This window comes from Adhaeribacter swui, assembly GCF_014217805.1.
GTDB lineage: Bacteria > Bacteroidota > Bacteroidia > Cytophagales > Hymenobacteraceae > Adhaeribacter > Adhaeribacter swui.
On record NZ_CP055156.1, the window covers coordinates 5,370,544 to 5,383,139 of the forward strand.

The 12,596-nt window shown below is 42.3% G+C and carries 10 protein-coding genes; 8 read left to right on the forward strand and 2 right to left on the reverse strand.

From position 1 onward, the window contains the following. Nucleotides 1-42: 42 nt before the first annotated feature. The 4 genes from clpB (at nucleotide 43) to HUW51_RS22225 (ending at nucleotide 7,446) form a co-directional block, all read left to right on the forward strand. A complete protein-coding gene (clpB, locus tag HUW51_RS22210) occupies nucleotides 43-2,661 on the forward strand; it encodes an ATP-dependent chaperone ClpB (RefSeq protein ID WP_185271791.1) in 2,619 nt (872 codons plus the stop codon). Between the two features lie 242 nt (nucleotides 2,662-2,903). Then, a complete protein-coding gene (locus tag HUW51_RS22215; RefSeq protein ID WP_228466829.1) occupies nucleotides 2,904-3,479 on the forward strand; it encodes a pseudouridine synthase in 576 nt (191 codons plus the stop codon). A 419-nt stretch (nucleotides 3,480-3,898) separates the two neighbouring features. Continuing rightward, complete coding sequence (gene dnaK / locus HUW51_RS22220) at nucleotides 3,899-5,851, forward strand: molecular chaperone DnaK (protein WP_185271792.1); 1,953 nt, start codon at nucleotides 3,899-3,901, stop codon at nucleotides 5,849-5,851. 371 nt (nucleotides 5,852-6,222) lie between these two features. Further along, on the forward strand, nucleotides 6,223-7,446 hold the full coding sequence (locus HUW51_RS22225) for a patatin-like phospholipase family protein (protein ID WP_185271793.1): 1,224 nt from the start codon (nucleotides 6,223-6,225) through the stop codon (nucleotides 7,444-7,446). Between the two features lie 152 nt (nucleotides 7,447-7,598). Here the strand turns inward: HUW51_RS22225 and HUW51_RS22230 are convergent, their stop codons facing one another. Then, nucleotides 7,599-8,408, reverse strand: a complete 810-nt coding sequence (locus HUW51_RS22230; RefSeq protein WP_185271794.1) for a LuxR C-terminal-related transcriptional regulator — start codon at nucleotides 8,406-8,408, stop codon at nucleotides 7,599-7,601. Nucleotides 8,409-8,684: 276 nt separating this feature from the next. On the opposite strand from HUW51_RS22230, the gene HUW51_RS22235 reads away from it, so the two are divergent. From HUW51_RS22235 to HUW51_RS22250, 4 genes are all read left to right on the forward strand, one after another. After that, the gene (locus HUW51_RS22235) at nucleotides 8,685-9,119 is read left to right on the forward strand and encodes a hypothetical protein (RefSeq protein WP_185271795.1); all 435 of its coding nucleotides are present in this window, start codon (nucleotides 8,685-8,687) and stop codon (nucleotides 9,117-9,119) included. 196 nt (nucleotides 9,120-9,315) lie between these two features. Then, entirely contained in the window at nucleotides 9,316-9,906 is a 591-nt protein-coding gene (locus HUW51_RS22240; RefSeq protein WP_185271796.1) for a hypothetical protein, read from the forward strand. Nucleotides 9,907-9,908: 2 nt separating this feature from the next. Next, nucleotides 9,909-10,700 (forward strand): sensor histidine kinase, encoded by a 792-nt coding sequence (locus HUW51_RS22245; RefSeq protein ID WP_185271797.1) that lies wholly within the window; start codon nucleotides 9,909-9,911, stop codon nucleotides 10,698-10,700. Nucleotides 10,701-10,710: 10 nt separating this feature from the next. Next, nucleotides 10,711-11,361: a response regulator transcription factor gene (locus HUW51_RS22250; protein ID WP_185271798.1), complete on the forward strand. Its 651-nt coding sequence runs from the start codon at nucleotides 10,711-10,713 to the stop codon at nucleotides 11,359-11,361. A gap of 210 nt (nucleotides 11,362-11,571) precedes the next feature. On the opposite strand, the gene HUW51_RS22255 is transcribed toward HUW51_RS22250, so the two are convergent. Further along, a complete protein-coding gene (locus HUW51_RS22255) occupies nucleotides 11,572-12,591 on the reverse strand; it encodes a hypothetical protein (protein WP_185271799.1) in 1,020 nt (339 codons plus the stop codon). Nucleotides 12,592-12,596: the final 5 nt, after the last annotated feature.

A 12,596-nucleotide genomic window follows, 5' to 3' on the forward strand; every position in this document is an offset into this window, starting at 1 on the left:
GATAATAACAGTTCAAAACAGTGAGCGTAGGAAAATAGAGCTATGAACTTTAATAATTATACTATCAAATCGCAGGAAGCCATCCAGAAAGCAACGGAAATTGCGGGTGGTAACCAGCAACAGGCCGTTGAAACCGGCCACATACTAAAAGGCATTCTGCAGACCGACGAGAACGTGATTACGTTTTTGGTGAAGAAGCTGGGGGTAAACCAAAATATTCTTACTACCAAGCTAGATGAGATTGTCGAGAATTATCCGAAGGTAAGCGGTGGTAGCCCTTACCTAAGCAACGATGCTGCCGCGGCTTTGCAAAAAGCTACCTCTTACCTGAAAGAGTTTAAAGACGAATACGTTGCCATTGAACATATTTTGCTAGGTATTCTGGCGGGCCGCGATAATGTGGCCGGCTTGTTAAAAGACGTTGGGTTTAATGAAAAGCATTTAAAAGCGGCCATTAAAGAATTACGCGGTGGCGAAAAAGTGACCGACCAAAACGCCGAAACCAAGTACAATTCGCTTAAGAAATATTCAAAAAACCTAAACGAGCTGGCGCAATCCGGTAAAATAGACCCGGTAATTGGCCGCGATGAGGAAATCAGGCGGGTGCTGCAAATTTTATCGCGTCGTACTAAAAATAACCCGGTTTTATTAGGTGAACCCGGCGTAGGCAAAACGGCAATTGTAGAAGGTTTGGCCCAGCGCATTGTTTCCGGCGACGTACCCGAAAATTTAAAATCTAAAACCCTGATGAGCCTGGATATGGGTTTACTCGTAGCCGGTGCTAAATACAAAGGGGAATTTGAAGAGCGTTTAAAAGCGGTAATTAAAGAAGTTACGGATTCTGAGGGTGAAATTATTCTCTTTATCGATGAGATTCACACCTTAATTGGGGCGGGTGCCGGCGGCGAGAGCGCCATGGATGCTGCTAACTTACTAAAACCCGCTTTAGCCCGCGGTGAGTTACATGCTATTGGTGCTACCACGTTAAAAGAATATCAGAAATACATTGAGAAAGATAAAGCATTAGAACGCCGGTTCCAGGCCGTAATGGTGGATGAACCCAGCATTCCGGATGCTATTTCGATTCTGCGGGGTATTAAGGATAAATACGAATTACACCACGGCGTACGCATTAAAGACGATGCCATTATTGCATCAGTAGAGTTATCGAGCCGGTATATTTCCGACCGTTTCTTACCTGATAAAGCCATTGACTTAATGGACGAAGCAGCGGCTAAACTGCGCATTGAGATTGACTCTTTGCCGGTGGAACTCGACGAAATTCAGCGCCGCATCATGCAACTCGAAATTGAGCGCGAAGCTATCCGCCGCGAAAACGATAAAGATAAAGAAACTGTTTTATCCCGCGAAATTGCGGATTTAAGCGGTAAACGCGACGACCTGAAAGCCAAATGGCAAAACGAAAAGCAGGTTATTGAAGGTATCCAGAAACAAAAAGAGCTCATTGAGCAATTTAAACTGGAAGCTGACCAAGCGGAGCGCCAGGGCGATTACGGCCGGGTAGCGGAGCTGCGTTACGGTAAAATCACCGAGGCTGAGCAGAAATTAAAAGAACTGCAACAGCAGGTAGAAGCCAACCAAGATGGTAATCCCATGCTGAAAGAAGAAGTAACTTCCGAAGATATTGCCGAAGTAGTAGCTAAATGGACTGGTATTCCGGTAAGTAAAATGCTGCAAAGCGACCGTGAAAAACTGTTACACCTGGAAGAAGAACTGGGTAAACGCGTAGCTGGTCAGGAAGAAGCTATTGCCGCTATTTCGGATGCCGTGCGCCGGAGCCGGGCGGGTTTACAAGATCCGAAACGACCCATTGGTTCGTTTATCTTCCTGGGAACTACCGGGGTAGGTAAAACCGAGTTAGCCAAAGCGCTGGCCGATTTCTTGTTCAACGACGAGAACAACATGGTGCGGATTGACATGAGTGAGTACCAGGAACGCCACGCCGTAAGCCGATTGATTGGAGCGCCTCCGGGATACGTGGGTTACGATGAAGGTGGTCAGTTAACCGAAGCCGTTCGCCGGAAACCATACAGCGTTATTTTGCTGGATGAGATTGAAAAAGCGCATCCGGATGTATTTAACATCTTGTTGCAAGTGCTGGATGATGGTCGCTTAACCGATAACAAAGGCCGGGTGGCGAATTTTAAAAATACCATCATCATTATGACTTCCAACATTGGCGCACATATCATCCAAAGCAATTTTGCCGAAATGGAAGATTATAACCGCGAACAGGTAATTGAGCGCACCAAAGACGAAGTGTTTGAGTTGCTGAAACAAACCGTGCGCCCCGAGTTCCTGAACCGGATTGATGAACTAATTATGTTCCGTCCGTTAGCTCAGAGCGAGTTACGCAAGATTGTCAGCATTCAGTTCAAACACATTCAGGACCGCTTACAGGAAGCTGGTATCCGTCTGGAAGCTACCGATGAAGTACTGGATTACTTGGGCGAACTGGGTTACGATCCGCAATTTGGGGCCCGTCCGCTGAAACGCGTGTTGCAAACCAAGATCTTGAACGAGTTATCGAAAGCGATCTTGTCCGGCGAAATCCGGAAAGATGCTGTAGTAGAAGCTGTTCTGGAAGACGACAAAATTAAATTTAACAACATTGATATCGAGATTCCGATTGGGAAATAAGCTATATAGTATATAAATGAGAGCCCGGTTCTGCCGGGCTTTTTTGTTTACAACCGATATGATGCAATAACGAACCAATCATCTTAAACCAGTATAGAACTCTATTTCTTACGGTTTAGCGCGCAAGTAATTTAAAGTTCAGAAAATGGACTGAAAGAGTTTACGTATAATAATTACTATCAAATTTGCTTATAGTGATTAATTCTACTTAGTTTTAAATAAATCTTAATTAAATCAAGCATTTGTTCACCTACATTCTATTAAATAAGCCTTACGAAGTATTAACCCAGTTTACCGACGAAAACGGACGAGCTACGCTTAAGGATTTTGTTACCGTTCCCAACATTTACCCGGTAGGTCGCCTGGATTATGACAGCGAAGGTTTGGTTTTACTCACCGATGATAAAGCGTTGCAACACCGGCTTTCCGATCCGAAATTTAAAATTGAAAAAACCTATTGGGCGCAGGTAGAAAACATTCCGGATGAAACTGCTTTAGAACAATTGCGGAAAGGTATTTTTTTAAAAAATATTAAAACGGCCCCGGCTAAAGCGAAGCTTCTCCAACCAGAACCCAGTATTTGGGAGCGCAGCAAACCCATCCGGTTCCGGCAAAATATCCCGACGAGCTGGGTACAGATAACTCTTACGCAAGGCATGAACCGGCAAGTTCGCAAAATGACGGCCGCAGTCGGTTTCCCAACACTACGACTTATCCGGGTAAGTATCGGGCCTTTGCAGATAGGTGAATTAGCTCCCGGAGAATGGCGTTATTTAACTCCAGAAGAAGTAAAAGCGCTGAAACAAGGTTCTCGTTAATCAACGCAAGAACATCAATCACGAGCATCCACGCTCGTAATGTTTATCGTCCGGCTTCTGGCCGCTTGGTTTTAGCTGTAAAGCCTTTGTCTATACGTTTATCTGTAAACTCAGCCGGATTTCTCCTTATTATCAGACCGAAGCGAGGCACTTGCATTATCAAAAATTAAAAATCAGCCTTTGGTTTTCCTGTCTAAATACTAAACCACCGCCAATTTTGACCGTTTAAGCATAAAACCGCTGAAAAGCAGGAGTAGATACGACAGTTCGTGCGCAAGAAAAAGACCGGGATAAATTATTAAAAATTGTAAAATGACAATATGTCACAAATTCTACCTTAAAAACCGCTTGGCATATCCCTTGTTATTAAAGCAGTATCAATTACTGAACAGGATTTCTAAAATAAACATAAACATAAAATGGGAAAAATAATAGGCATTGACTTAGGAACTACCAACTCTTGCGTGGCTGTAATGGAGGGTAACGAGCCGGTAGTAATTCCGAACAGTGAAGGTCGCCGGACTACTCCTTCGATTGTGGCTTTCCTGGATAATGGTAATGGCGAACGGAAAGTGGGTGACCCGGCTAAACGTCAGGCAATCACTAACCCTAAAAATACCATCGCTTCTATTAAACGTTTCATGGGCCGGGGCTACTCCGAAGTTGCTTCTGAGTTAAAGAACGTATCTTACGAAGTAGTTCAAGGCAGCAACAATACCGTGCGGGTTAAAATTGGCGATCGCCAGTATACTCCGCAAGAAATTTCGGCTATGGTTTTGCAAAAAATGAAGCAAACTGCCGAAGATTATCTGGGTACCAGCGTGAGCGAAGCGGTAATTACCGTACCTGCTTACTTTAACGATGCGCAGCGCCAAGCTACCAAAGAAGCCGGTGCTATTGCGGGCTTAGATGTAAAACGTATTATAAACGAGCCTACTGCCGCAGCTTTGGCTTACGGTTTAGACAAAAAACATAAAGATCAAAAAATTGCCGTTTACGACTTAGGTGGTGGTACTTTTGATATCTCTATCCTGGAATTAGGTGATGGCGTTTTTGAAGTACTTTCTACCAACGGTGATACGCACTTAGGTGGTGATGACTTTGACCAGGTTATCATTAACTGGTTAGCCGATGAGTTTAAGTCGGAAGAAAACATGGACCTGCGTACGGACCCAATGGCTTTACAGCGTTTGAAAGAAGCCGCTGAAAAAGCTAAAGTGGAGTTATCCAGCTCGCAGGAAACTGAAATTAACTTACCGTACATCACTGCTACGCAAACTGGTCCGAAACACTTAGTACGTAAATTAAGCCGCGCTAAATTTGAGCAATTAGCTGATAGCCTGGTGCGTCGTTCGATGGATCCGGTTCGTCAGGCTTTGAAAGATGCCGGCGTAAGTACTTCTGATATCGACGAAGTAATCTTAGTAGGTGGTTCTACTCGTATTCCACGCATTCAGGAAGAAGTTGAAAAATTCTTCGGTAAGAAACCTTCTAAAGGTGTAAACCCAGACGAAGTGGTTGCCATTGGTGCGGCTATTCAAGGTGGGGTATTAACTGGTGAAGTAAAAGATGTGTTGCTGTTAGACGTAACGCCGCTTTCATTGGGTATCGAAACCATGGGTGGTGTTATGACCAAACTCATCGAATCAAATACTACTATCCCTACTAAAAAGTCCGAGACATTCTCGACTGCTTCGGATAACCAGCCAAGTGTAGAGATTCACGTGTTGCAAGGTGAGCGCCCAATGGCCCGCGACAACCGTACTATTGGCCGGTTCCACTTATCGGATATTCCGCCAGCTCCACGGGGTGTGCCGCAAATTGAAGTAACTTTCGATATTGATGCCAACGGTATCTTGCACGTATCAGCCCGCGATAAAGGAACTGGTAAAGAGCAAAAAATCCGGATCGAAGCTTCTTCTGGTTTATCCGAAGCCGAAATCGAACGGATGCGTCAGGAAGCTGCCGCTAACGCCGAATCGGACCGTTTAGCCAAAGAGCAGGTAGAAAAATTAAACTCTGCCGACTCGATGATCTTCCAGACCGAAAAACAGTTAAAAGAATACGGCGATAAGTTGTCTGCTGGTAATAAAACGGCGATTGAAAGTGCTTTAGCGGAATTGCGTACTGCACATGGCAACAAAGACGTAGCTGCGATTGATACTGCTATCAATAACCTGAACAACGCTTGGCAAGCTGCTTCGCAAGAAATGTACGCTGCTGGTGCTAACCCAGGTGCCGGTGCAGATGGTAGCGCTGGTTTCAACGGTCAAGGTGCCGGTGGTCCGCAAGGTGGTGCTAGCCAAAATGGCAACGGTGCCGCTGATCACGTAACCGACGTTGACTACGAAGAAGTAGACGGTAACAAGTAATTTTAAAATTATCTAACTCCATATAGGTTAAGCCTTCCTGAAAATTCAGGAAGGCTTTTTAATTTTATTTATTCCGTGTCTGCCAATTCAATTCTCCAGCTACCATTTTCCTTGATGATCAAGGATGACTCAAAAAAACACCTTTATAATACCCAAATTTTTAAAATTTTAAAATTCCAGGCTCTTTCAAGGCACTCTAACTCTTTCATTTAACTCATCGGGTTAGATGCACCTAAGCTTGTATTACAGCAAGTATTCTTGGCATTTACACCATTTATAATTTTACAACAGGCACTCTAGATAAATCCGGTTCGTTTTTTAAATTTTCTTATTTTAAACCATTGATTGCTGGATAAAACCGTACTATCACCATGAGAAAATTTTATCCATTAGGATTATTACTTCTTCTTTTAAATTTTTCCAGTCAGCTTTTTGCGCAAACGCCGGCGTATAACAATCGCTTATTGGTAGTGGGCGGAGGTGGTGCCCGGGGAGCTTGGGCGGCGGGATTTGCTAAAAACCTCTCGACTAAATATGGGCCTTATAGAACAGTTTATGGGACCAGTACAGGAAGTTTAATGGCCCCATTAATTGTTCTGAACCATTTTGATGCGCTTAAAACGGCTTATACATCGGTTACCCAACGATCTATCTTTAATGTAAATCCTTTTAATCCAAAAACCGGCAACATAAAAGCATTACCGGCCATCTTCCGCTTAATTATAGGTAAAAATACCCTGGGCGAAAGTAAAAATTTACGCAAACTGATTAATCAATTTGTTTCAGCGGAGCAATACAGTAGTATTCGTAACTCTCCGGAAAAATTAAGCTTTACTGTTACGGTAGTAGATTTAACAACCGGGAAAACGGAGTATAAATCTTCGCAGAATATTACGGATTCGGAGCAGATGAAAGATTGGATGTGGGCATCCGCGAATCAACCTTTGTTTATGTCTTATTATCCTAGAAAAGGGAAGTCAGTTTACGTTGATGGCGGAGTACTAGAACCCGTTCCTTTAACCGAAGCCTTGCGGTATGCTCTAAAAGATAAAACAATTAACGATATTGATGTTATTATTAATCAACCTATAACGCCCTTACTGGATACCGTTTTTGAAGATCGTGGGGTTTTAAAAAGTTTAAACCGGCTGGTAAGTGTTTGGTTAACGGAAATCCGCGACAATGATACGCTTATTTCTCAATTGATTGCCTTGGCAGTAAATAATCAAATTACCGAGCAAATGTTAATGGCTTTAAATAAAAATAATTTAGTTACTCCTGCCCTACCTGATTCCGATGATATTAACATCCATTTACATTATTTCCCGCCGAATCTGTATACTCCCGAAAATCAGAAAGAATTGTTGTTTGATAAACAAAGAATGTTACAAATGTGGCAAGCCGGCGAATCTGGCCAGGAAGACCCTAATCCCAAATTCAATATTGATTCGTTTCTTAATCCCCGAATGTTAAATGAAAATACCACCTTATTAAACTTTGGTAACCTAAAACAGGCAGATCAACCAATAACGCTACCAAGGACCTTAGTAGAAAGGTTTTTAAATAATTTAAATAAAGTTCTAATAACCCCATAAAAGAAGTGAAGGCCCGAAACCGGTTGCGGATCTCGGGCCTTGCCAGTAGAGAGGAAAAGAGCTGGAAAGAAGTATCCTGCTGGCGGGAAAAATTATTTAATCAGATTTTTAAATTTTTTGATTTATGCAGTGCGACAAACGCTGGCAATAATTCAAATAAGTTTGTTATTCAGGGCAAATTGAATCAATCCACCCGTGCTGGGAGCGTTGGTCTTTTCAATTATTTTCTGACGATGAGTGTTTACCGTATGAAAACTAATGCTGAGCATATCGGCAATGATTTTACTGCTGTAGCCATCGGCAATAAGCTTAAGTACTTCTTTTTCGCGTTTGCTGAGTAAGGCTTCAAACGGTGAAGGTTCGTCTGCTTCGGTAGAGGTGGAGGTACACACCAGGCAGGTTTCGTTTTGCGGCGATATAACCGAAGCCGTTAACCCCTCCGTTTTCTTCCAGTCGGTAATGTCGGTACAAACTCCCAAAATGTACCGCACGCTTCCCCGCTTATCGGTTGGTAAAATAGTGCTTTGCTCCAGTAACCGGGTGTAACTTCCGTTGGCTTTCTGTAGGCGGTAATCGCAATTAAAGCGGTATTCCGGGCGTACGTGGGCCGGTAAAGCCAATAAAAATTTCCAGACCTGGCGCAGCAATTTCCATACATGCCGGCCATCTTCCGGATGCACCCGTTCTTTTAAAAATTTTATGCCTTCTTGCATCCACTGTTCGGGGGCGTAACCAAGCAAACGTTGCATATTACTGCTTACAAAAACGTATTTTTTAGTGCGTAAATCTAAAACCCAGGTAATGCACGGGCTCATAGCCAATGCCGGCATATTGGACACCAAACACTGGCAGCTAGTTTCATGTTGCTCAGAATCGTAAGATTGTCTTTGCCACAGATTTACTAAATCAGCGAAAGATTTACCGGGAGCGTAGCGGCTGGTGGAAGTTGGTGATTTTTTCATGGCACAAAAGCATTAAATGAACAAACCGGATAGTCTGGTAAAATGTCACCCGACAGACCAAAGCTCCATTTTTATTTTTGCCCGATCAAGGGGAAGGTAAGCACCTGCCCTAGGGGATTTTTTAAAAAAATTCTGTTTGCTCCCATTTAAAACAAGTTGATTTTCAAGGATTAGTATGGGAAAAATCACGTATTTTTAATTAACCAGGATTTATAACTTAGTGCCGGGTTTAGCCTGATCCGGGCTTACTTCTTTTCACCTTTAATCTTAAAAGCGATGTCTAAAAAAAATCAGAATTCTTCGGTAATTACCCAAGATTGCACCAACTTCCGCAATTTTTTGCGCGATACATTAGGACTAGAGAATTTTAATGATTTTATTTTCTCCTATGCTTTTCCGTTGCAAGAAATAGAAGATTTAAAAGCAGCAGCTAAAGCGTTAGGCAAAGAGCCTGTGGCGCTGCGGCTCTATTATGGCTGCGCCCCCGACGGCAAAAACCATAAATTATACATGTCTTTATTAGATAATAATCAAGAAGTTATCGTGGATTCCAGCACATTAAATTCCTCTGGTGGCAGCACATCTAAGCCGCATCATGCCAGTTTACTGGCAAGTACCACAACGGCTATTGCAGCCATAGCCCCGCAAGAACGGAAATGCCCCCCCGGTGGCACCAGCAACGACCGTTTAATCAGCGGAGTATTTTCGTAGGATGGCCTGGTAAATTTTGAATTTTTAAAAATTCGTCTTTTTTAAATCAGGAGCAATTGCCTGAACCAGGCTAATGATAGGCTGCTGTAGTTTTGCATACATCTTATCCTCCTTAGATGCTGGTAGTAGAAAAATGATTGATGTATATTTAAATATTTCGTTTCTGACAATTCTGCTGCTGCTGTTTTTTTTTAAAATGAAGCAGCTTACTCTGGAGCAAAAAATTATTGGCTTTATTGTGCTGGTAACCTTGCCTTTTGAGTTGTATGCGGGTTACCTGCAATCGTATACCATTAACAACCTGTTTATTTACCATATTTTAATACCTATCCAGTACAGCTTTTATGCCTACATTTATTACTGCTACATAGAGTTTAAAATAATGAAGAAGCTAATTCTGGTTTCCATTGCATTAGTTTTGGTTATGGCAGCCATTTTAGCTTTTACCATTCAGCCCCCTGATACTTACAACTCCTACGTTATTATTCTTACCAATTTTTTTATTTGTATTTGGGTGTTAGCTTATTACCGACAACTTTTTGTGCATTTAAAAATCACCGATCTTAAAACCGAGCCTTTGTTTTGGATTAGCAATGGTTTACTGCTTTTTGCCTTAGGCGATTTTTTTGTAGAAGGCTTAATGAAAGCTTTATTGGATCAATCGTTACGGATGGCCCGCTGGAATTATTATTACATTTACTTACCCTTGCTGTGCACCTTGTACATCACTTTTATTATTTCGTTTTTGTGTCGCTCTATTTTTAGGAAGCCCAAGCTGAGTTTTTAATTATGGCCGATATTTCTATAATAATTGCCGGCGGCACCATAATTTTTCTGCTCACTGCAGGCTTTATTATATCTTTATTTTATTCGTACAAACAACGTTTAATTTCCTATCTAAAAGAAAAAGAAGAACTTAAAATTATTTTTCAGAATGAAAAACTTAAAGCCCAATTGGAAATGCAGGAACAAACCTTTCATAGTATTTCCCAGGAAATTCACGACAATATCGGCCAGATACTTTCCCTTACCCGGCTTAACATTAGTACGATTAAACCGGACGATTATGCCGGCACTGCGCATAAAATTAGTGCCAGTAAAGAGCTCTTAGACCAAGCCATCGAAGACCTGCGCGACTTATCTAAAAGACTTAATAGCCAGTTTGTAACCCAGCAGAGTTTATCAGCTTCGTTGCAATTTCAATTAAATTTAATTCAGAAGGCGGGCTATCACACTACCACGTTAGAAGTACACGGCGAAGAAGCAGCTAATCTAGACCCGGAAAAAAAGCTAATTGTTTTTAGGATAACCCAAGAAGCTTTAAATAATATTTTAAAACACGCCGGCGCTAAACATATTTCGGTAGTTTTAGTGTATCTGCCCGATAAAATGATTCTTAGCATTAAAGACGATGGGCAAGGTTTTTCAGTAGCCGAAAAAGTTGATCCGTACGTTCCGGTAAAAGGTATTGGCACTTATAACATGTATTACCGGGCGCGATTAATTGGCGCAGAATTTAGTTTGCATAGCCAACCTGGCGAAGGAACCCTGGCGCATCTAATATTACCACTCACCTCTTAAACCAACCTCTATGCAAACGGACCAAAATAAAAAAGTTGTGCTGGTAGACGATCATAAACTGTTCCGGAAAGGAATGGTGGAGTTAGTGAATGGTTTTGCTGGTTACTCGGTGGTTTGGGAAGCTGAAAACGGCCGCGATTTTATTCAGAAATTAGTACCCCAGGAAATGCCCGATGTGGTTCTCCTGGATATTAGCATGCCCGTAATGGATGGTTTTGAAACTGCTCAGTGGATGGAGCAGCGTTACCCCGAAGTGAAGTTACTAGCCTTATCCATGCACAACGATAACGAAACCATTAAAAAAATGCTTAAGTCGGGGGTAAACGGGTATGTTTTAAAAAATGCCGATCCGGCAGAGTTGCGCCTGGCCCTGCAAACTTTAGAAGAAGAAGGTTCTTATTATTCTACCCGCGTAGCTGCTATTTTAATTGAAGATTTAAATAAACCCAAAAAGGTAAAGGTTGAACTCAGCGAAAGGGAAACAGAATTTTTAAAATTAGCCTGTACCGAATTGTGCTACAAAGCATTTGCGCCCATCTTAAAAGTGCATCCGCGGGTTGTAGAAGCTATCCGCGAAGGTTTATTTAAAAAATTACAGGTAGAGTCGCGGGTTGGCTTAGTACTTTATGCTATTAAAAATGGCATTTTTAAAGTGGAATAACGGCATTGCTCTTTAGTACTTTCCTGCAAAAGTAATTTTCGTTAAAGGTATTAAAACTTTTTTCTTTGGAGCCTTTTCAAGTCTCCAGACTACGGTGCTATCTAGTTTGCTACTTGCAAGTTTGCCTCTTAGCCGGCGGGGCTCGTTTGGCCATGGATGGCCTACTTTAGCATGAATTTAAATTTGAAAAGTTCGCTCCAAAACTCATAATCACGGACTAGGTACGCCTAACTTTGGTAGTACATATTTTACGGTGAGGCCTACATCTAATCTTTTAGCAAAGTTCTTTGTTTCCGAAATTTTGTTAGTTAAATCATTAGACTCGACAAACAAGCCTCCTGCCACTTTGCTCTTTGGGAATAAATAAAAGCCCAAACCTGCTTTGTAAACCGAGTATTCATTTATGCGCTTTAAGCGGCCATAGCCGTGCAGAGCAAAGTTAATTTCGGAACGAGGTGTAATACAATGTACGGCATCCACACTATAAGTATTTACCACATTGGTGGTGTAAACCCCTGAGTAAGCATCTACTTCTTCTTCAAAAATGCGGGTAGTTTGCCCGGAACCCGGGCTGGTAATTATGGTTTGCTGTTTAAAGTTAATGGGGGTAAGTTCATCAATATTGTTTACTCGGCTTACGTCCCAGGAGGCTCCAACGGAAGTTGCTCCCCCAATAAGTACGGTATAAGCCAATTGCGTGGAGTAACCTCTAAACCTTTCCTGAAATAACTGCTCATCGAAAACGCGGCTAGCATCAAAAAGCGTGTAATTAGCGGCTTGTCCGCCTACCCGCAAAGTAAGCCAATCTTCAATGGCTATTTGCCGGGAACCATGCAATACCGGTTCGCCGGTTTTACTTATAGCCGGAAAAAGCAGCGACCGATGACCCGCAAATAAACTGGCGGAAGTACCGGGTGTAAAGCTACCGTAGCTAAATAAATTACTTAGGCCACCTGCGGTCGAACCAGCTACCGTAATACCCCAGAAAAAACGGTTTCGTTTAAGCGGCTCCGTAAAAATTTCTTGGGAGGCTGACCGTGAATAGAAGTATTGGAAGCGGACGCTGCTGTTTTCGGTATTTACCCCAAAATAACCCATCGGAGCCAGTATAGCAGTTCGACCTTCGCCATCTTCAAAAATTGGCTGAAAGGTTTGAGCCCGGCTTACAAAGTCAAGAAACAGAAAAACAAAGCAAGCCAACCAAGTTTTTGCGTAAAAACCCTTTATCATAAAAA

Coding starts and splice junctions, on each gene's coding strand:
- HUW51_RS22240 (WP_185271796.1), top strand. CDS start 9,316: ATGAAGCAGCTTACTCTGGAGCAAAAAATTATTGGCTTTATTGTGCTG.
- HUW51_RS22245 (WP_185271797.1), top strand. CDS start 9,909: ATGGCCGATATTTCTATAATAATTGCCGGCGGCACCATAATTTTTCTG.
- HUW51_RS22230 (WP_185271794.1), bottom strand. CDS start 8,408: ATGAAAAAATCACCAACTTCCACCAGCCGCTACGCTCCCGGTAAATCT.
- HUW51_RS22225 (WP_185271793.1), top strand. CDS start 6,223: ATGAGAAAATTTTATCCATTAGGATTATTACTTCTTCTTTTAAATTTT.
- HUW51_RS22255 (WP_185271799.1), bottom strand. CDS start 12,591: ATGATAAAGGGTTTTTACGCAAAAACTTGGTTGGCTTGCTTTGTTTTT.
- dnaK (WP_185271792.1), top strand. CDS start 3,899: ATGGGAAAAATAATAGGCATTGACTTAGGAACTACCAACTCTTGCGTG.
- HUW51_RS22235 (WP_185271795.1), top strand. CDS start 8,685: ATGTCTAAAAAAAATCAGAATTCTTCGGTAATTACCCAAGATTGCACC.
- clpB (WP_185271791.1), top strand. CDS start 43: ATGAACTTTAATAATTATACTATCAAATCGCAGGAAGCCATCCAGAAA.
- HUW51_RS22250 (WP_185271798.1), top strand. CDS start 10,711: ATGCAAACGGACCAAAATAAAAAAGTTGTGCTGGTAGACGATCATAAA.